A 20,203-nucleotide genomic window follows, 5' to 3' on the forward strand; every position below is an offset into this window, starting at 1 on the left:
TCAAAGTTATACGGACGTAGTACCGGCTTTTTTCAATTGCTCCGGATAACCGTAGTTGCCGTGTTCGCTCAAGTCCAGACCGATGATTTCTTGCTCTTCCGTGACGCGGAAGCCGATCACTTGCTTCACAACCCACAGAACGATGAAGCATGCCACGAACGCGAATCCGCCAGCCACGACTACCGACTCGAATTGAACCCACAATTGCTTCCAGCCGCCGCCTGCGAACAGGCCCGCTTGGCCTACGCCGACTTTGGCAGCCAATTCTTCCGTTGCAAACAATCCATTCGCCAAAGTTCCCCAAATCCCTGCCGCGCCGTGCACGGACAACGCGTAGATCGGATCGTCGATTTTCATTTTCTCGAAGAATTTGGCGCTGAAGAAGACGAGTACGCCGGCCACGAGACCGATGACGACCGCAGCCCAAGGATCTACGAATGCGCAGGACGCCGTGATCGCGACCAGACCGGCCAATGCGCCGTTCAGCATAGCCGTAATGTCGGCTTTGCCGTTTACGAGCCAGGAGATCAGCAGCGCCGCTACAGCGCCCGCAGCTGCGCCGAGCTGCGTGTTAAACGCTACGAAGCCGAAGAAGCCGTCGCCGATCGCTACCGTGCTGCCTGCGTTGAATCCGAACCAGCCTACCCACAAGATAAGAACGGACAGGGCTGTAAACACCTGGTTGTGACCGAGAATTTCGTTCGCGGAACCGTCTTTGTTAAATCTGCCGATACGAGGTTTCAGCAAGATGGTAGCCGCGAGAGCACCGATAGCACCCGTCAAGTGAACGACGGTCGAGCCCGCGAAGTCTTGCGCTCCGTCTTCCGCTAGCCAGCCGCCGCCCCAGATCCAGTGAGCGACTACCGGGTAGATCACCGAAACGAAGAACAAGGTGAAGATCAGATAAGAGGACAATTTCGCTCTCTCCGCGAATCCGCCCCATGCGATCGACAGCGATACGGCCGCGAACGCGAGCTGGAAGACGAAGAAGATCGATTCCGGCAAGCTGCCGTCCGTTACCCCGTTAGCCGGGCTAAAGAAGAAGTTGCCGATTCCGATGAACTTGTTCAGCGTCTCCGAAGCGTCTCCGCCGAACGCGATACCATAACCTACGGCCCAGTACACCAAGGACGCGAGACCTACCGTGAAAATCGTCTTGCCCGCAACGTGGCCGGCGTTCTTCATGCGAGTCGAGCCCGCTTCCAGAAGAATAAAACCGCCTTGCATGAGCAGAACCAGAATGGCCGAAAGCATGACCCACAATGCATCGAGTCCCATGTTCAATTGCGATGGCGACGGATCTTCCGCAAACGCGACTGTCGGAAACAGCATCAGAAGCGCACCTAACGACACCAAACTTTTCTTCAACACAACGACCACTCCCTACGTGTGATGTTTCTTAACATATCAAGAAAGGCATAGTGTCATTATAGGTTGATCTTCCCGATTTGACAATACGATTTTCATAAAAAAGTTGATTATAATCGCCAAAAATCTAACATTCATGTCCTTTTGGACTTTCAATGTTAGGTTTTTAGGTTTATTTTTACAAAATAAGGGATTTTATAAGGGTGAGGAAGTCATTTAGACTCACTTCTTTCTAACTACTTATAACATAATACAACTTTTGCGTTAGTTAATATGCCGCAGAGGTGGATCGGTTGATTTATCCGCTGCCTACAGACTCCCCACGGCTCAGGCAACATAAGATGAAGTTATATTCACAAGACTGCCATAACATTGCGAATAAGGAGTGAACAGGTCAAGCATCACGTTTGACTGTATGGTTAAGGATTCTGTATGATGGACAAAAGCGGAATTGTTGAACTACCTTACAAAGGAAGGGGATAACGATGCGTAAAGATCAGCCACCCGCACAACGCCTTTACCGGATCGGAGAGCTTTCCTCTTTGGCCGGAATCAGCCCGCGGACGATCGACTATTACACCGGCTTAGGCTTGCTGCTGCCGGCCAAACGGTCTTCCGGGAATTACCGCTTATACGACGACGAAACTTTAAGCCGGCTGCGCCGTATTGAACAATTAAAGGCGCAGAAGTTCTCCCTGGAAGAGATTCGGGAACAATTCGCTCCGCACAACCGAGTTGCGGCGGACGAAGCCGTGAACCGCAAGCTTGCGGACCTTCAGGTCCATCTCGCCCAGCTCGAGCGGGAAGTTAAAGAGCTGGAGCCCGTACTCGAGCAATTAAAGCCGAGACAGGCCAAGAAGCTTTACCGGGCGCTTACTCCGCAAACCGCAGCCTGTGTTGAGGCTCTTCTTCTTCTTTTGGGGAAAAGTAACTTCATGTGAACAAGTTACCCTAATGGAGGTCGAACATCATGTTCTTTCACCCGATGGATTTTCTGATCATTATCGCTTTTCTGTTGTCGCTGTGGGCCCAGTTCAGGGTCAAAGGAACTTTTACCCGTTGGGCCCAGGTTAGAGCCGCAAGCGGATTGACCGGCTACGAAGCCGCCAGGCGCATGCTGGATCGCAACGGCTTGCACGACGTTCCCGTCGAACCGGTGCCGGGAACGCTGTCCGACCACTACGACCCGATCGCTCGCGTCGTGCGGCTATCCGAGCCCGTATACTATGAACGCTCGATCGCCGCGATTTCCGTCGCGTGCCACGAAGTCGGACACGCGATCCAGCATCAGCAGTCCTATCCGATGCTCATGATCCGCCACCGGATGTTCCCGGTCGTTCGCTTTGCATCCGGCATAGCGCCGTTCCTGCTCATCGCCGGCTTCCTGTTTAGCTCACTGAACCTCATCGGGTTCGGGATCATCTTCTTCTCGGCAGCGGTCGCCTTCCAGCTCGTCACCTTGCCAGTCGAGTTCAACGCAAGCTCAAGAGCCCGAGATCTGATGGTCGCGGAAGGGTTCATCCACCGGGACGAAGAGCGCGGAGTCGCCAAAGTGCTCAACGCCGCCGCGCTGACGTATGTCGCCGCCGCATTGATCTCGTTGCTGCAGCTTGTCAAATATATCTTGATCTTCACGAGCAGCAACCGGGAGTAAGAAACCTATTTTCACATACGACAAAGGGCAGCCAACGGATCTTTCGCGGATCCGGGCTGCCCTTTTCTAGATCAAAGGGACCTGTATTCGTTGTTGAAGAAATCGATCAAGAACGAGTGAAAGATCTGCACGACGAGAGGAAGCTTCTCCGAAGATCTATGGATCAGGCCGATCGTCCGCATCACCTGAGGCTCGCTGATTTTCACTACGGCAGGCATCATCGAGCTCGTCTCGTACATCGCCATCTCCGGCAGCAAGCTTACGCCCATGCCGGCCGCAACCAGCCCTCTTATCGTTCCGGACTCCTCGCCCTCGAAGCCGATCTTAGGCGTGAAGCCAGCCTCCTTGCACGCATCCCAGACGATCGGACGCAGCGAGTAGCCGTTGCCGAACAGCACGAACGTCTCGTCCTTTAACTCGCTCAAATTAATAGACTCTTTATTCGCCAGAGGATGGCTGGTCGGAAGAATGGCAAACAAGCTTTCCGTCAGCACGACTTCCCCCGTCACCTGCTCGTTGTTTTCCGGAAACGGAGAAATAAAGGCAAGATCGACCTCAGCGTCCACTACGTCCCGAATCAAAGAAGGATACATGCCTTGCCGAAAACGAAACTTGACGTTCGGATGAATTTTGCGGAAGGCGGCCACGACTTGCGGCACGAGGTGAATGCCCAAGCTGTGCGGAAAACCGAGTCGAATTTCCCCCACTTCGGGATCGAGAAATTCATGGATTTCCATGACGGCACGGTCGAGATCGCCGAGAATCGCTTCGGCTCTGCGAAGGAACAGCTGGCCGACCGGAGTAAGCTGCACGTTGCGTCCGCGCTGCATGAACAACCGTATGCCCAGCTCCTCCTCCAGACGGTGAATCTGCCTGCTGACCGCCGACTGCGCCACGTGAAGCTCCTCGGCCGCTTTCGTCACATGCTGCAGGCGAGCGACCTGCACGAAATATTCCAATTGCCTCAGTTCCACGCGACCACCCCTTCTCCGCAACATCAATGCTTCCAATGATTGGACAATGGCATTCCATAACGATTATAATGATTACGGCAAACCTTATCAATGAAGGAGGATTTCGTCCAATGTCCCAAGAACGTTCCGTTTCTTTCAAAGGCAATCCGATTACGCTTGTCGGTCCCGAACTGAAAGCCGGAGATTCCGCTCCCGACTTCTCGTTGAACAAAAACCTGCTCGAAGCTTCGTCTCTGAAAGATTTCGCAGGCAAAGTCAAGCTCATCAGCGTCGTGCCTTCTATCGACACCGGCGTATGCGACGCGCAGACGCGCCGCTTCAACGAAGAAGCCTCCAAGTTGGGCGAGAACGTCGCCATCCTGACCGTGAGCGCGGATCTGCCGTTCGCTCAAGCGCGCTGGTGCGCGGCGGCCGGGGTAGATCGCGTCTTCCTCTTGTCCGATTATAAGGACAACAGCTTCGGCAAAGCTTACGGCGTATTCATCAAAGAATTCCATCTGGACATGCGCGCCATCTTCGTTCTCGATGCGAACGACCGCATTACTTACGTCGAGGTGTTGAACGAAATGACCGAGCACCCGAACTACGAAGCGGCGATCGAAGCCGTCAAGAAGCTTCTCTAATTCACAAACCCGTACATGACAAAAGCGAGGACAGGCCAGACGCCTTCCTCGCTTTATTATGTCGTCCGAAGCGCCCGTCTAAGCTTTGTAAGTCGCCAGCTTGCGATCCAGTACGCTATATATTTCCTGTATGTTGCGATAGTTCGCTCCGAGATCGCCGAGAGAACCGCGGGAAGCTGAATAGATGTCGACCGCCGTATTGCCCGGGCTTGTACCGACGAGCTGGATCGTAATATCCATCGTGCGTCCGGACATCGACTTCTTCTCCATGACGATTTCCCCGACCGTCTGGACTTCGTGAAGAACTTTGTAGCCCTTCATCTTCTTCAGAATGGAGCTAATCTCATCCCAAGCGCGATCTTTCGAAAGGCGATAATAGTGAGATTTAAGCTTGGGGTCTTTCGCCTTGTCGCTCGTATGTTCATGACTGCGAATCAATCCGATCAGAATCCGCTTCAAACGCTCTCTCTCCCTCCGAGTACCCTTGGCGCTACATTCTATCATACCACGCCTTACCCGGGGATTAAAGACCTATAGACAGAAAAACCCGCCCTTGCCGTCCGACGTGCATGTTTCTGAACCTGCTTTGGCAGGTGGGTGCCCGCAGCCCGGGTTTTGACTTCCCTTTTCGAGGGCCTGTCAGCCGCCTGGCGATGTAGAGCTCCCTGGAAACAAACATTGGTTCAAAACAATAAAGCGTCGTAACGCACAGGGCAGGAATATCCCCATTATAAGCAGGCAAAGCGCAAAAGTAAAATGTTTAGTCCTGGGATTTCTTCTCTAGGTTTACGCTCTTGTCTTCTTGGCTTTCATCACCGTTTGCATCGTCGGTCTCCTCGTCCGAGTCGGCCTCGGCCTGCTCCTTCATCAGCATCATCTTCTGAATGACGATGTTGAAATTGAAGAAAGTGTACACCGCGATAATGCTCCCGAAGAAGAAAGGCAGCAAAAAGGTGAATCTCAAGCTGATGGCGATGACGACCACTGCCCCGATCGCCATAGCCAGCGAGCGGAATGGACGCCCGATCGTCAGTATAAGCGCATTCTTGAACAGTTGAACCGTTTTCATATGAAAATGGGACAACAACGAGAAAAAGTGCAACATGGAAATGAGCAACAACAACATTAATGCAATAAAAAGATAGGCAAGAATCTGAAATCCGCTGATCTGCTTCAAATAGACTTGGAAGTCGATAATCAGGATCGCGAACAACAGCGCGTAAAAGATGCCGCCGATCATGGCCTGAACGTAATTCTGCTTATAATTGCGGAAGAACGTCTTGAAGAGAGGAACGTCGACGTCCCCGAGCACCCATTTCCGGGCGACCGAGAACATCGCCGAGGTCGCCGGAAATAAAGTGAAAGGAGCCACGATCGCCATCAAAATAACAGCCGAGACGAGGGAGCCGCTCGCGGCGTCTCCCTCCCCTTGCGGACTGATGAACGGCGTAATGAACAGAAACCAAAAAGGAAAAGAAGTGAGAAGCCATAACACGTTAGTAACCGACAGCCTCATAATCCACTCGGATATTTTGTAGAAGCCGCCCATCATGCCCCGCATTTCCATGGGGATTCCTCCCTGATGACTGTTGGTCAGTTTGCTGCTGCGATTAGATCTTCACGAAATCTTCGCTCTGCGAACGGCTGCCGCGATAATCGTCTCTGCGCTCGGTACGGCCCCCGCGATTGTCGCGATAGCCGCTATCGTCCCGATTGCTGTTATAGCGGCTGCCGCTGCCGCCGTAAGGCTTGCGTCCGCCGCCGTTATATCCGCCCGGACCGCGATCGCCGCCGCGGCCTTGGCCGCCGCCTTGGCGCCAAGCTCCGCCTTGCCCGCCTCCGCTGCCGGAGCCGTAACGACGTCCGCCGCCTCCGCCGCCGCTACCATAGCCGCCGCTGCGTCCGCCTTCGAACTTGCGCTTCTTCGAGCGAACCGGATCTTCCGGAGTCAACTCAATATTGACGTCTTTCTTATCGCCGTTAAGCAGCTTCATCGCCGCGGCGAGCAATTCGACCGAATCGTACTGCTCGAGCAACTGCATCGCTACCCATTTGTAAGGATTGACTTCCTCTCCGGAACGAACGGTTTCCATGATGCGCTCGGCCAGAACCTTTTGCTTGCCTTCCATCGCTTCGGACAGAGTCGGAAGCATCTTCTTGGAAATGCGGTGACGGGTAACCTTCTCGATGAAATGAAGGTGATCGGTCTCGCGGTGCGTGACGAAGGACCAAGAGGTTCCTTCTTTGCCTGCGCGACCCGTACGACCGATCCGGTGCACGTAGCTTTCCGGGTCTTGCGGGAGGTCGAAATTGATAACGTGGGTTACGCCGGATACGTCCAGCCCGCGAGCCGCCACGTCCGTCGCCACCAGAATGTCGATGCTGCCGTCGCGGAACTTGCGCATGACGGCGTCACGCTGGTTCTGGGACAGATCCCCGTGCAGTCCGTCGCAAGCGTATCCGCGCTTCATCAGAGCTTCGGAAAGCTCGGCTACGCGGCGTTTCGTACGACCGAAGATGATGGCCAGTTCAGGCGGCTCCATGTCGAGCAAACGGCACAGGCCGTCGAATTTCATGCGCTCTTGGATTTCCACGTAGTACTGCTGGATCGAAGGTGCGCTAAGCAGCTTCGATTCGACTTTCACATGCTCGGGTTCGCGCAGGAACTGCTGCGCCAGTTTCTGGATGTTCGCCGGCATCGTCGCCGAGAAAAGCAGCGTCTGACGCTCTTCGGGAACGAGCTTCAGGATGGACTGAATGTCGTCCATAAAGCCCATGTCCAGCATTTCGTCCGCTTCGTCCAGCACGACCGTCTGAACGTCGTCGAGGCGAATCGTCTTGCGGTTGATGTGGTCGAGCAAGCGACCCGGGGTTCCGATAATGATCTGCGGCTTCCGTCTTAGAGACCGGATCTGACGTGAGATGTCTTGACCGCCGTATATAGCCAAGGAACGCAGTCCCTTGAAACGTCCAAGCTTCTCGATTTCTTCCGATACCTGAATCGCGAGCTCGCGAGTCGGCGCCATAATCAAAGCTACGATGCGGTCTTCAGATGCGGCGATCTTGCTGATCAGCGGGATGCCGAATGCAGCGGTCTTGCCTGTGCCCGTCTGGGCTTGCCCGATCATGTCTTTGCCTGCGATGGCAACGGGAATAGCTTTCGCTTGGATTGGGGTCGCCTCTTCAAATCCCATCTCCGATATGGCTTGAAGTACATCCGGCTCCAAACCAAACTCTGCAAATGTGCTCAAACTTTTTCAATCTCCTTCTGTGTTGGGCCTTCAACTTACGGCTTCCAAAAAAATGATCAGTTCATTATAGCACAAACTCGCCTGTAAACTCCAGTCTCAGGAAAAGAGCACCATTCAATTGAATGAGCCTCTCTTCCCGGGGGAACCTAAAGCGTACGCCGCCGCCACTGTTCCCATGCGCGAGAGGAGTGCTTTTCATGAAAAGGTTTGCCGCAATCGGCCCCGTATTTTTGATGATTTTAAGCGCCGCCGCCGTCGGCTTCGGCTTTCAGATGCTGCTGATTCCGGAGAAGCTGCTCAGCAGCGGAGTGTCCGGCGTCGCGATGGTCGTCGGCTACTTGACCGGCTGGAACATCGGCTGGCTGTATTTTGCCCTGAACGTGCCGATTTTGTTCTGGGGTTATCGCGTGCTCGGAAAACGTTTCATCGCGCTCAGCATCGTCATGGTCGCCGCCACCTCGTTTTTCCTGCAAGTAATTCCCATGATCAAACTGACGGACGACCGGCTTCTCGCTTCCGTGTTCGGGGGCGTGCTCGTCGGCTTGGGCACGACCGTATCGCTTCGCTACGGCGGCTCATCCGGAGGGTTTGACATCGTCGCTTCCATTATTTCGCGCTACCGCAATCTCCCCATAGGCATTCTGATTGTCGCGCTCAACACGTTCGTCGTAGCCGCACTCGGTTTTCTGAAGGACGATTGGAACGCCGCCCTCTATTCTATGCTGTCGATCTACTTAACGGGAAAAGTTATTGACGCCGTACATACGCCCCATCATAAAGTGACCGCCTTCATCGTCACCAATCGCACGCAAGAGCTCGCCTCGAGATTGCTCAAGATGCCGCGAGGCGTCACGATCATCAAAACGCGGGGCGCGTTCACGAGCGAAGAACGGGACATGCTGATGACGGTCACGACCCGCTTTGAGCTGGCCGAGCTGCGCAAAATGATCAAGGACGTCGACGCCAGAGCGTTCGTTAACGTCGTCCAGACGGTGGATGTAATCGGGGATTTCCGCAGAAGGTAATTATTGAGGTAGTTCAAAAAGTCCGGTTTTGATCACGAAGCATTTCAGGAAGCGGAATCGACGTCGGTGCTGAAAACCGGACTTTTTGAACACGCATTCATTGGCGAAAATTCTGGGTTTTTCAGCAAAATACTACAAAATACCTGTGTCTACTCCCCCCTAACTCGTTTATAATCTTGTTACAGAGCTTATGGGGAGAGAATAGAATGAGCATTTTTTTGACGTTTTTCCTGCTGATTAACAGCGCGTTCGGCGGAGGAGCTTCCGCTTCGACCGGCGCGCCGTCCAACGGACTTTGGCACGCGGTCAAGACCGCCTTGCATCAGCCTTCCGCGCCCGGAGACTTCGACGATGAAGATTCTCCCGCCGTTACCGAGGGAGATCCGCAGCCCGACGCCCCGGTGATCAAGGGCGTTTATGTAACGGCTTACAGCGCCGGAGGCGAACGAATGGCGACCTTGCTGGATCTGTTGGATCGCACGGAGCTCAATTCGATGGTCATCGACATCAAGGACGATCTCGGCAACATCACCTACAAGACGACCAATCCGAAGCTGCAGTTGGGCAATCCCCAGCCGTATATCAAAGACGTCGGCAAGCTGATGGAGACGCTGAAGGAGCATGACATCTATCCGATCGCGCGAGTCGTTGTGTTCAAGGACAGCGTGCTTGCCAAGGCGCATCCCGAATACTCCTTCGTCCAGAAGGACGGCTCGGTATGGCAGAACGGCAACAAGGACAAATTCGTCAATCCTTATCGCCAGGAAGTGTGGGAATACAACGTCGAAGTCGCCAAGGAAGCGGCCAAGCTGGGCTTCAAGGAAATCCAGTTCGACTACGTCCGCTTCCCGGAAGGCTTCGAGAAGCGCGCCGACAGCCTGAAATTCACGAAGGACGAACAGAGCCGGGTCGACATTGTAACGGGATTCGTCGAATACGCCAAGAAAGAGCTCGAGCCGCTCGGCGTGCGGGTGTCCGTCGACATTTTCGGCTACGCCGCCTCCGTTCCCGCGGCGGAAGGCATCGGACAGGACTTCGTGAAGATTTCCAGCGCGGTTCACGTGATCAGCCCGATGATTTACCCGAGCCATTACAGCACCGGCTGGTTCAAACAAAAAGATCCCGACAGGGCGCCGTACGAGACGATCAAAGGCGCGATGGACGACACGCACAAGAAGTTGGAGGCGCTCGGAGACGAGAAGCCGATCATCCGGCCCTGGATTCAGGACTTCACCGCCAAATGGCTCGGCAAGGGCCACTACGCCCAATACGGCGTCGCGGAAGTAGAAGCACAGATCAGAGCGCTGAAGGACAGCGGAGTAGACGAATACTTGCTCTGGAACGCCGGCAACCGCTACACCGAAGGCGTCAAATATTAAGCTTACCGCACTTATCGGGCAATGCAGGCCAATCGGCTTGCATTGCTTTTTTCATATTGCCTGGCCGTAATGGAAAAAAACAGAGGCCGTCCCGGGTCATCTGTCAAGATGACTTGAGGGACGCCCCCTGTTCGTACGGGCTAGCTATCGCTTGCCTTGATAATACGGTTCGCCCAATGCTCCAGGAGCTCTCGAGCGGCCTACCGCGCCGACAAGCACCAGAATGGTGAGCAGGTACGGCAGCATGTAGATGAACTCCGACGGAACATGCGACGAGAAGTCGAACAGTTGCAGCACGTTGTTGATCGACTGCGCGAATCCGAAGAACAGCGCCGCCCCCATCGCCCCGAGCGGGTTCCACTTGCCGAAGATGACCGCGGCCAGCGCAATGAATCCTTGTCCGGAAATCGTGTTGTGCGAGAACGACCCCGTCGTCGTCATCGCGATCGTCGCGCCGCCGATGCCGGCGAGCACGCCGCTCATCAGCACGGCCGCGTAACGCATGCGCAGCACCTTGATGCCTACCGTGTCCGCGGCGCTCGGATGCTCGCCGACGGAACGAAGCCGCAAGCCGAAGGCTGTCTTATACAGCATGTAATAAATCGCGCCTACGAGAATAAGCGCCAGATACGTCGTCGGGTACGCGTTGAAAATACCGTCGCCGATAATCGGAATGTCCGACAGCAGCGGAATTTTGACCTTATGAAACACTTCGTTGACAAGAGACGTTTCGCCTGCGCCCTCGAACAGCAGCTTCACGAGATACAAGGTCGATCCGCCCGCGATGAAGTTGATGACGATTCCGCTGACGACCTGATCGGCCCTGAACGTAATCGTCGCCACGGCGTGAATCAGCGCGAACAGCACGCCGAAGATCGCCCCGGCGATGACGCCGATCCAGGGAGACGCCCCTCCGTAACCGGCCTCCTGCGCCTTGTACGCCGCAACGGCGGCCGCGAATGCTCCCGCGGTCATCAGCCCTTCCAGCCCGATGTTCACGATGCCGGAACGCTCCGAGAGGATGCCGCCAAGCGCGGCCAGGATCAATGCGGTCGAGAATACGAACGCGGTGTTCAGCATATGCCCAATCGTTGCCGCATCCATCTAGATCGCCTCCTCTTTGCGTTTCTTGCCGGATACGCGCTTCAGCAGCCAGCGAATGATGCCCGGAGCCGCAACGAAGAAAATGACCGATCCGATCACGATGCGGATAATTTCCGGAGGAACGTCCGCTCCGAAGCTCACGCCGGCGGCGCCGTACGACAGAACTCCGAACAGGATCGCGCCAAGCAATACGCCGAGCGGATTGTTGCCGCCCAGCAGAGCGACGGCGATGCCGTCGAAACCGTGTCCGGTATGGCCGGCGGAGATGACCTGGTTGTGGAATACGCCGAGCACCTGGAATACGCCGGCCAGACCCGCGAGCGCTCCCGAAATGAACATCGCCTTGACGACGCCTTTGTTTACGCTGATGCCCGCATAGTTGGCCGCGTCCGGGTTCGAGCCGACCACTCTGAGCTCGAAGCCCTGCTTCGTGCGCCATAGGAAATAGTAGAAGAAAATAACTCCCAGAAGCGCGACGACCATTCCCCAGTGCATCCGCGCGTCGTCCATGAACCGCGACAGCCAGCCGATCGCGACGGATGCCGAATCGTCCACCATGTACGATCTCCCCTTGCCCGGTTCGAGCAGGAAACGCCTGACGATATAGTTCGCCAGATGCAGTGCGATCCAGTTGAGCATGATCGTCGTGATGACTTCGTTCACGCCTCTGGCCGCCTTCAAGTAACCGGCAATCATCCCCCAGACGCCGCCTACGAGCGCCCCTACGACAATCGCGAGCGGAGCGTGGATGTACCAGGGAAGGTTCATGGCGACGCCGATGACCGTCGCCCCGGTCATGCCCATGATGTACTGCCCTTCGGCGCCGATATTGAACAGTCCGGTACGGAAAGCGAACGCGACCGCAAGACCGGTGAACAGGAGCGGAGTAATCGCCGTCAGCGTCTCGCCGAAGTCGTACCGGTTGCCGAATACGGTATCCAGCAAGGAGCGGTAAGCGAGAATCGGATCGTAGCCTCCGATCAGCATAATGATCGCCCCGACGATCAAGCCGAGCAGGATGGCGACAAGAGGAACGATCGCGGAATCTTTCGTAAAGGCTTTAATCAGCTTGTTCACTGCCCGCTCCTCCTTGCTTCTGCTTGTAATCGGTCATCATCAGGCCGAGCTCCTGGTCGTTCGTCTCGGAAGGCTTGACTTCCCCGACGATGCGTCCTTCGTAAATGACCGCGATCCGGTCCGACAGCTGCATGATCTCGTCCAGTTCGTACGAGACGAGCAACACGGCCTTGCCCATGTTGCGCTGCTCCACGAGCCGCTTGTGAATGAACTCGATCGCGCCGACGTCCAATCCGCGGGTCGGTTGGGCGGCGATCAGCACTTCGGGGTTTTTGTCGACTTCCCGGGCGATGATCGCCTTCTGCTGATTGCCTCCGGACAACGCCCGCGCGTCCGTCATAATGGACGGAGTCCGCACGTCGAAGTCTTTGACGAGCCGCTCCGCATGCTTGCCGATCGCTTCGTAATCGAGAAATCCCCTCTTGTTGAACTGCGGCTGGTAGTACGTTTCGAGCACCATGTTGTCCCGTACGGGAAAATCGAGCACGAGTCCGTGCTTATGCCGGTCTTCCGGAATAAGCGAGATGCCCGCCTCCGAAATCTTCCTCGTCTTCTCCCCGGCAATTTCCGCGCCAGCCATTTTGATCGACCCGCCGGCGACCGGGCGAAGCCCCGTCAGCGCCTCGATCAGCTCGCTCTGGCCGTTGCCTTCGACGCCGGCGATGCCCAGAATTTCTCCTCGCTTCAGCACGAACGACGTTTCGTTAAGCGCGTTCAAACCTTGGCGCCCTTTGACGACGAGGCTGTCCACTTCCAATATCGGCTCGCCGAGCGCGGCATCCTTCTTGTCGAGCTTAAGCGACACTTCCCGGCCGACCATCTTCTCGGCCAGCTGGTTCGGATTGGTGCCTGCAACCGGCAAGCTGTCAATGACTTTGCCGCGGCGCACGATCGTCACGCTGTCGGCAATTGCCATAATTTCCTTCAGTTTGTGAGTAATCAGCACGATCGACTTGCCTTGACCGACCAGATTGCGCATGATGACGAGCAGCTCGCCGATCTCCTGCGGAGTCAGCACCGCCGTAGGCTCGTCGAAAATCAGAATGTCCGCTCCGCGGTACAGCGTCTTCAAAATTTCGACCCGCTGCTGCATGCCGACCGAGATTTCGTCGATCTTCGCATAAGGGTCCACGTTTAATCCGTATTGCTTGGACAGCCGGTCTACTTTCTCGTAGGCCTGCTTCTTGTCCACGGCCAGCCCCATCCACTTCCTGGGCTCGCTTCCAAGAATGATGTTTTCCGTGACGGTAAAAGGGTGCACCAGCTTGAAATGCTGATGCACCATGCCGATGCCGAGTTTAATCGCTTTGTTGGGCCCGTCTATGACGACCTGTTGCCCATTGACGAAGATTTCCCCTTCTTCCGGCTGATAGAGGCCGAACAGAACGTTCATAAGCGTCGATTTGCCGGCGCCGTTCTCGCCGAGAAGGGCGTGAATCTCGCCCTTTCTCAGCTTGAAGTTGACGTTGTCGTTGGCGACGATGCCGGGGAAACGTTTCGTAATGTTGCGCATTTCTACGACTGTTTTCGCCTGTTCCATAGTCGCACCCTTTATCGGTTAATGAATTACTGGGCCGTCGGTACCGTGATTTCGCCGCTGATGATTTTTTGCTTGTACTCTTCGACTTTGTCGAGAACGTCTTGAGGAACGTTTTTCGTCGAAGTTTCAGGCAAGCCCACCGCGTTGTCCTTCAGACCGAGCGTCGTAATTTGACCGGCCGGGAAGTTGCCCTCGATCATTTCCTTCGACACGCGATATACCGCTTCGTCTACGCGCTTAAGCATGGACGTCAGCGTCACGTCGTCGCCGAATTCGAGCGATTGGTCTTTGTCTACGCCGATAACCCAGACTTTCTTGTCCGCAGCCGCGGATTTGTTGCGCTCTTTCGCCTCGTTGAAGACGCCGTTGCCCGTGCCGCCAGCCGCGTGGAAGACGATGTCCGCGCCAGCGTTGTAGATCGAAGCCGCAGCCGCTTTGCCCAGATCCGCTTTGTCGAACGCGCCCGTATAGTTGATCTCCACTTTCGCGTCCGGGTTAACCGCGGCCACGCCGGCCACGAAGCCGAGCTCGAAACGTTTGATGACCGGAATGTCGATGCCGCCGACGAAGCCGATTTTATTCGTTTTCGTCATCAAGCCCGCCACTACGCCGACCAGGAACGAGCCTTCGTTCTCCGCGAACGTGATCGACGCGACGTTAGGTGCTTCGACGACGCTGTCGATGATGGCCAGGTGAGCGTTCGGGTTTTTGTCCGCCGCGTCCTTCACCGCGTCGCCGAGCAAAAATCCGATGCCCCAAGTGAGGTTGTAGCCGTCGCGCACGAATTTGTTCAGGTTCGTCAAATAGTTCGTCGCTTCTTTGCTCTCCTGATATTTGACTTCCGCGCCCGTCTCGTCCTTCAGTTTGTTCAGGCCTTCCCACGCGCTTTGGTTGAACGACTTGTCGTTAACGCCGCCTACGTCGGTAACCATCCCGAATTTGAAGCCTTTGCCGTCTACCTTATCGCTTGGAGAAGCGGTCTCGGTTTCGACCGGAGATGCGACCGGGGATGGGCTCGGGCTGGCCGCGCCGCCATTGTTGTTGTTTTTAGCTCCGCATGCCGTCAAGGTCAAGGAAGCGACCAGCATGATTCCGGTAAGAAGCTTAGTCGTTTTTGTCATGTCTTAGCTCTCCTTCAGAGTAAGGTGGAGTAGTAGTGTTGTTGCTGCGGTAACGCGATTGCGGAATTCCGTTCTACAACCGTTGAACGACCGCTTTGACGAGCGAAATGAACTTCGGCTTCGTCCGGTTCGCGACCTCGATGACTTGTTCATGGCTGAGCGGCTCCAGATGTTCGCCGATCGCCATGTCCGTCACGCAGGAAATTCCGATGACTTTCATCGCCATATGGCTCGCTACGATCGCCTCCGGCACGGTGGACATGCCGACCGCGTCGCCGCCCATCAATCGCAGCATCGTCAGCTCGGCGGGCGTCATGTAGGACGGGCCGGTAATCCCGGCGTACACGCCTTCCTTGACGCTGATTCCCAGCGACTGCGCCGTCTCGCGGACGAGCTCGAGCAAATCTGGTGTGTACGCCCGGCTCATATCCGGAAAACGAGGCCCCAGCGAAGGCTCGTTCTCTCCGATCAGCGGATTCGCTCCGGTCATGTTCAGATGATCCCGGATCAGCATCAGATCTCCCGGCTCGAACGCCGGGTTCATGCCTCCGCAAGCGTTGGTAACGATAAGATGATCGACCCCGAGCGCCTTCATGACGCGAACCGGGAACGTCACTTCCTGCATCGTGTACCCTTCGTAATAATGAAACCGCCCCTGCATGGCCATAACCGTGCGATCATGGAGTCGGCCAATTACGAGCTGCCCCGCATGGCCCTCTACCGTCGATACCGGAAAATGCGGAATCGACTCGTAAGGAATCCGGACAGCGTCCTGAATGTCGTCGGCCAGCTCTCCCAGGCCGGAACCGAGAATCAGGCCGATGCTCGGCCGCCCCGGAATCAAAGACTGAATATGCGCTGTCGCCTCGTTCATTCGTTTTAGCAACTGGCCCATTGTTGTTTCACCCCCTTTAAAAGTATAACCCAATATTGCCAAATCGCTTGGCCGTCGTCACGCATCCGCGTGAACTTCGCCGACGACGAGCGAGGGTGGCTTCACCGATTCGGGCCGAATCGAGATCGACTCGTAGATTCGCACGATCGCTTCCTCTACGCCGATTTCGTTGGCATGGACGGTTGCAAGAGACTCGCCCGCTTGCACCGCATCCCCGATTTTCTTGCGCAAGACGATGCCGACCGCCAGATCGATGTTCGATTCTTTGGTCGCGCGGCCCGCTCCGAGCAGCATAGCCGCCAGTCCCATTCGTTCGGCGGCGATCGAAGCGACGTAGCCGGATTCCTTCGCCGGCACCTCGATCAACCGCTTGGCGGCCGGCAGACGCTCCGGCTCGTCGACGACTGTAGCGTCGCCGCCCTGCGCCGTCAGAAACGCTTTGAACTTCTCGAGCGCCTTGCCGCTTGCGATGGCTTGCTCGAGCAACGCCCTGGCCTCTTCCTTGCTTGAAGCCGCTCCGGACAAGACGGCCATGTGGCTGCCGAGCGTCAGGCACAGCTCGGTCAAGTCTTCCGGCCCTTGTCCCCTGAGCGTATCGATCGCTTCCTTGACCTCCAAGGCGTTGCCGATCGCGTTGCCCAACGGCTGGCTCATGTCGGACAGCACGGCGACCGTCTTCCTTCCGACGCGGCTGCCGATGTCCACCATGCAGGCCGCAAGCTCCTCCGCCTCGGACATTTCCTTCATGAACGCGCCGTCGCCGGTCTTGACGTCGAGCACGATGGCGTCCGCTCCCGAAGCGATCTTCTTGCTCATGATCGAGCTGGCGATGAGCGGAATCGAGTTAACGGTGCCGGTGACGTCTCTGAGCCCGTACAGCTTCTTGTCCGCGGGCGTCAGATTGTCGCTCTGGCCGATGACGGCGACGCCGTTGCGGTTGACCAGCTCGATGAACTCCTCGTTACCGATCTCCACGTGGAAGCCCGGAATCGACTCCAGCTTGTCGATCGTTCCGCCCGTGTGGCCGAGTCCTCGTCCCGACATCTTCGCGACCGGAACGCCGATGGCGGCGACGAGCGGCGCCACCACCAGCGTCGTCGTGTCCCCTACGCCGCCCGTGCTGTGCTTGTCCACTTTGACGCCCGAAATGGCGGACAGGTCGATCGTCTCTCCCGAATCGACCATGGCCATCGTCAGAATCGCTCTCTCTTCCGGCGTCATGCCGCGGAAGAAGATCGCCATCGCCAGCGCCGACATCTGATAATCCGGAATCGAACCGTCCGTATATCCCTGGATCAAGTAACGGATTTCCGATTCCGTCAGTTCGCCGCCGTCTCTTTTTTTCGTAATCAGGTCAACTGTTCTCACCCAGCGTCCCCCTCTCAGTAACCTTGGGCGGTTCCGCCCGTGACGATCGCAATCGAGGAGCTGGCTCCGAGCCTTGTCGCTCCGGCCTCGATCAGCTTGCCGGCCACTTCGAGATTCCGCACGCCGCCCGAAGCCTTGATGCCCATCTCGGGGCCGACGACGCTGCGGATCAGAGCGATGTCCTCTACCGTCGCGCCGCCTGTGCCGAAGCCCGTCGAAGTCTTCACGAAGTCGGCTCCCGCTTCCTTGCTCAGCTGCGAGGCACCCCGTTTCTCCTCGTCGGTCAAATAGCAGGTTTCGATAATGACCTTCACGGCGGCTTTGCCTTTGCACGCCAGCACGACCTGCTCGATGTCCCATTTCACGGCATCGTTAAGGCCGGATTTCAACGCGCCGACGTTCAGCACCATGTCGATCTCGGTCGCGCCGGCGCGAATCGCGTCTTCCGCTTCCGCAGCCTTCATCTCCGTTCGGCTGGCGCCGAGCGGGAATCCGATTACCGTCGTCACGCCGACCGGGCTTCCGGCCAGTTCGCGAGCGGCCGTCGGAACCCAATACGGATTCACGCATACCGTCGCGAATCCGTACTGCTTCGCCTCCGTGCAAATGCGAACGATGTCCCGCTCCGTGCTTGTCGCCAATAACAGCGTATGGTCGATTGTTGCTGCAATCTGTTCAGGGGTCATAGGGTCGATTCTCCTAAATGTCCGTTTTTTTAAGCAATGCTTTGGCTGTAATCTGATCCGTCACCAACGTGTTGCCGTATTGGCCGCGCAGCGCCCCGCAGATGGCGTTCACCTTGGACGCTCCGCCAGCGACGAGAATGGCGTGTTCCTTCTTGCGCAGATCCGCCAATTCGATGCCTACCGTGCGCTCGTTCAGACTCGGCAGGCAGATCTCTCCGTCCGCGTCGTAATAGCGCGAGCAGATGTCGCCGACGGCTCTCGTCTTTATCGTCTCCAATTCGTCGCTGCGCATATAATTCGAATTGATCAGCACCGAATCCGCCGTGGGAGCGCCCGCCGTGAATACGGCGATGTTGGCGTTCTGCCCCATATCCATTACCCTGCGGATGTGCCGGTCGGTCAGCATCGCCTGCTTGACGAGAATATGGTCGACGATCGCCGGCAAATACATGAAGTAAGGGGTTACGTTAAACGCCCTGCCGAACAGATGGACGATTTCCGACGGCGAGATGAGAATATCCGCGTCGCTGACTCCCCCGTTTAATTGAACGACGAAGGAGTTGTTCAATGACTTCGCCTTCAGATGAAGCGCCACCTGATACATCGTGGAGCCCCACGACGCCCCGATCGTATCCCCGTCCTTGGCCAGCTCCATGACATAGGCGGCGGCCGCCTGGCCGATGTACCTCTTCACGACGCTGTCGTCGTAGGTCGGGGTGAAGGCGACGACGACGTTCTTGAGCTGGAAGCGCTCTTTCAGCATGCATCGCAAAACTTCGACATCTTCCGTAGGGTCCTTGATCTCGATCGTGACGACGCCTTCCGCCTTCGCCTGTTGGAGAAGCCGCGATACGGTCGGCCTGGACACCCCTAGAGCCTCGGCGATCTGATTTTGGCTGTAGTCCAGTTGATAGTATAGTTTGGCGGCTTCCACGACTTTCCTGATCTTGTCGTTATCCAACAAAGTTCACACCATTCGCAGAGCTAAATTTTGAAATTTTGTTCATTTTAAATGAAATTTTGTTCTCTCATCCGCTATTATAATGGATATAAGCATTCCGCGCTAGGGCGAAATACATACAAAAAAGGCCGCTTCCCTTCTATCGGGAAGCAGCCCGGGCTTACGGCCCCATCTTGCGATTTATTGCGCCAAACGCAGCGCCAGATTGTACAGGTCTAAGTTAAACGACTTCTTCGTGGACACGACTTTGTCGATATCCGTCGCCACGAATTCTCCGTTGACGATGCCGATCCCTTTGGCGGAATCCCCTTCGATCAGGCGCTGCACGGCGAAATCGGCCAGACGGCTCGCCAGAATGCGGTCGTTATGCGTCGGAGCGCCACCGCGCTGGATATGTCCGAGCACAGTCACGCGAGGCTCGATGCCGCTGTACTCGGTAATGTTCTTGGCGACTTCCTCGCCGGAGCCCACGCCTTCCGCCACGACGACGATGCCGTGCCGTTTGCCCTTCTGGAAGTTCTCCTTCATGCGCAGCGAAATGTCCTTAATGTCGAACGGAACTTCGGGAACGAGAATCGCTTCCGCCCCGCTCGCGAGACCCGCGTACAGAGCGATGTCGCCGCAGTGGCGTCCCATCACTTCCACGACGGACGATCTCTCGTGCGAAGTCATCGTGTCGCGCAGCTTGTTGATCGCGTCCACGACGATGCTGACCGCCGTGTCGAAGCCGATCGTGAAATCGGTGAACGGAATGTCGTTGTCGATCGTGCCGGGCAGACCCATCGTCTTGATCCCCAGCTTGCTCAGCTTGTTCGCTCCCTGGTACGAGCCGTCGCCTCCGATGACGACCAGGCCGTCGACGCCCTGCTCGCGAAGCACTTCAGCCCCGCGCTGCTGGCCTTCCGGCGTCATGAACTCCTTGCAGCGGGCGGTCTGGAGAATCGTGCCTCCGCGTTGAATGATGTCGCCCACGCTGCGCAGATCCATCGGTCTCAGATCCTGATTGATCAGGCCCTGGTAGCCTCTTTGCACTCCGTAAACTTCAATGCCGCGGAACAACGCGCTCCTGACGACGGCTCTAACCGCCGCGTTCATCCCTTGCGAATCTCCGCCGCTCGTCAATACCGCGATCTTTTTTACTGCGCTCATTTCCTAATTCCTCCCCGTAGTTCTAGCC

General features: G+C 56.4%; 19 protein-coding genes and 1 other RNA gene. 5 read left to right on the plus strand and 15 right to left on the minus strand.

All coding sequences use genetic code 11. The features are described 5' to 3' along the window. Nucleotides 1-6: 6 nt before the first annotated feature. The gene (locus ACESLM_RS10440) at nt 7-1,371 is read right to left on the minus strand and encodes an ammonium transporter (protein WP_372631508.1); all 1,365 of its coding nucleotides are present in this window, start codon (nt 1,369-1,371) and stop codon (nt 7-9) included. A gap of 482 nt (nt 1,372-1,853) precedes the next feature. On the opposite strand from ACESLM_RS10440, the gene ACESLM_RS10445 reads away from it, so the two are divergent. After that, nucleotides 1,854-2,309, plus strand: coding sequence for a MerR family transcriptional regulator (locus ACESLM_RS10445; protein WP_094045804.1), 456 nt, complete (start codon nt 1,854-1,856; stop codon nt 2,307-2,309). 29 nt (nt 2,310-2,338) lie between these two features. Next, nucleotides 2,339-3,022, plus strand: coding sequence for a zinc metallopeptidase (locus ACESLM_RS10450; protein ID WP_372631509.1), 684 nt, complete (start codon nt 2,339-2,341; stop codon nt 3,020-3,022). 71 nt (nt 3,023-3,093) lie between these two features. Here the strand turns inward: ACESLM_RS10450 and gltC are convergent, their stop codons facing one another. Beyond that, nucleotides 3,094-3,996 carry a glutamate biosynthesis transcriptional regulator GltC gene (gene gltC, locus ACESLM_RS10455; RefSeq protein WP_372631510.1) on the minus strand — a complete coding sequence of 301 codons (903 nt, stop codon included), beginning with the start codon at nt 3,994-3,996 and terminating at the stop codon, nt 3,094-3,096. Between the two features lie 110 nt (nt 3,997-4,106). On the opposite strand from gltC, the gene tpx reads away from it, so the two are divergent. Next, on the plus strand, nt 4,107-4,619 hold the full coding sequence (gene tpx / locus ACESLM_RS10460) for a thiol peroxidase (protein WP_372631511.1): 513 nt from the start codon (nt 4,107-4,109) through the stop codon (nt 4,617-4,619). Nucleotides 4,620-4,697: 78 nt separating this feature from the next. Here the strand turns inward: tpx and ACESLM_RS10465 are convergent, their stop codons facing one another. From ACESLM_RS10465 to cshA, 4 genes are all read right to left on the minus strand, one after another. Continuing rightward, the gene (locus ACESLM_RS10465) at nt 4,698-5,123 is read right to left on the minus strand and encodes a DUF1499 domain-containing protein (RefSeq protein ID WP_094045796.1); all 426 of its coding nucleotides are present in this window, start codon (nt 5,121-5,123) and stop codon (nt 4,698-4,700) included. A gap of 36 nt (nt 5,124-5,159) precedes the next feature. Further along, a non-coding RNA gene (gene ssrS, locus ACESLM_RS10470) (6S RNA) lies at nt 5,160-5,342 on the minus strand. 37 nt (nt 5,343-5,379) lie between these two features. Continuing rightward, nucleotides 5,380-6,186: a YesL family protein gene (locus ACESLM_RS10475; protein WP_372631512.1), complete on the minus strand. Its 807-nt coding sequence runs from the start codon at nt 6,184-6,186 to the stop codon at nt 5,380-5,382. A 43-nt stretch (nt 6,187-6,229) separates the two neighbouring features. After that, complete coding sequence (gene cshA / locus ACESLM_RS10480; RefSeq protein WP_372631513.1) at nt 6,230-7,870, minus strand: degradosome RNA helicase CshA; 1,641 nt, start codon at nt 7,868-7,870, stop codon at nt 6,230-6,232. Between the two features lie 197 nt (nt 7,871-8,067). Here cshA and ACESLM_RS10485 point away from each other — a divergent pair, with 197 nt between their 5' ends. Both ACESLM_RS10485 and ACESLM_RS10490 read left to right on the plus strand, forming a co-directional pair. Next, nucleotides 8,068-8,895, plus strand: coding sequence for a YitT family protein (locus ACESLM_RS10485; protein WP_372631514.1), 828 nt, complete (start codon nt 8,068-8,070; stop codon nt 8,893-8,895). Between the two features lie 206 nt (nt 8,896-9,101). Further along, entirely contained in the window at nt 9,102-10,274 is a 1,173-nt protein-coding gene (locus ACESLM_RS10490; RefSeq protein WP_372631515.1) for a putative glycoside hydrolase, read from the plus strand. Nucleotides 10,275-10,418: 144 nt separating this feature from the next. Here ACESLM_RS10490 and ACESLM_RS10495 read toward each other — a convergent pair whose 3' ends face one another. The 9 genes from ACESLM_RS10495 to pfkA all read right to left on the minus strand — a co-directional run bounded on the left by ACESLM_RS10495 (nt 10,419) and on the right by pfkA (nt 20,175). After that, the gene (locus tag ACESLM_RS10495; protein WP_372631516.1) at nt 10,419-11,378 is read right to left on the minus strand and encodes an ABC transporter permease; all 960 of its coding nucleotides are present in this window, start codon (nt 11,376-11,378) and stop codon (nt 10,419-10,421) included. Next, nucleotides 11,379-12,455 (minus strand): ABC transporter permease, encoded by a 1,077-nt coding sequence (locus ACESLM_RS10500; RefSeq protein ID WP_372631517.1) that lies wholly within the window; start codon nt 12,453-12,455, stop codon nt 11,379-11,381. It lies immediately after the preceding gene. Further along, nucleotides 12,439-13,995: an ABC transporter ATP-binding protein gene (locus tag ACESLM_RS10505; RefSeq protein WP_372631518.1), complete on the minus strand. Its 1,557-nt coding sequence runs from the start codon at nt 13,993-13,995 to the stop codon at nt 12,439-12,441. The genes ACESLM_RS10500 and ACESLM_RS10505 overlap by 17 nt, the downstream gene beginning before the upstream one ends. Before the next feature lie 26 nt (nt 13,996-14,021). Beyond that, nucleotides 14,022-15,116: a BMP family lipoprotein gene (locus ACESLM_RS10510; RefSeq protein WP_372631520.1), complete on the minus strand. Its 1,095-nt coding sequence runs from the start codon at nt 15,114-15,116 to the stop codon at nt 14,022-14,024. Nucleotides 15,117-15,189: 73 nt separating this feature from the next. Continuing rightward, on the minus strand, nt 15,190-16,011 hold the full coding sequence (locus tag ACESLM_RS10515) for a purine-nucleoside phosphorylase (protein ID WP_372631522.1): 822 nt from the start codon (nt 16,009-16,011) through the stop codon (nt 15,190-15,192). A 57-nt stretch (nt 16,012-16,068) separates the two neighbouring features. Next, nucleotides 16,069-17,379: a pyrimidine-nucleoside phosphorylase gene (locus ACESLM_RS10520; RefSeq protein ID WP_372631524.1), complete on the minus strand. Its 1,311-nt coding sequence runs from the start codon at nt 17,377-17,379 to the stop codon at nt 16,069-16,071. Between the two features lie 14 nt (nt 17,380-17,393). Beyond that, the gene (gene deoC / locus ACESLM_RS10525; protein ID WP_372631526.1) at nt 17,394-18,065 is read right to left on the minus strand and encodes a deoxyribose-phosphate aldolase; all 672 of its coding nucleotides are present in this window, start codon (nt 18,063-18,065) and stop codon (nt 17,394-17,396) included. 13 nt (nt 18,066-18,078) lie between these two features. Beyond that, complete coding sequence (locus tag ACESLM_RS10530; RefSeq protein ID WP_372631528.1) at nt 18,079-19,026, minus strand: DNA-binding transcriptional repressor DeoR; 948 nt, start codon at nt 19,024-19,026, stop codon at nt 18,079-18,081. A 180-nt stretch (nt 19,027-19,206) separates the two neighbouring features. Continuing rightward, entirely contained in the window at nt 19,207-20,175 is a 969-nt protein-coding gene (gene pfkA, locus ACESLM_RS10535) for a 6-phosphofructokinase (protein ID WP_372631530.1), read from the minus strand. Between the last annotated feature and the right edge of the window lie 28 nt (nt 20,176-20,203).

It is taken from the genome of Cohnella sp. (assembly GCF_041641335.1).
Classification (GTDB): Bacteria; Bacillota; Bacilli; order Paenibacillales; family Paenibacillaceae; genus Cohnella.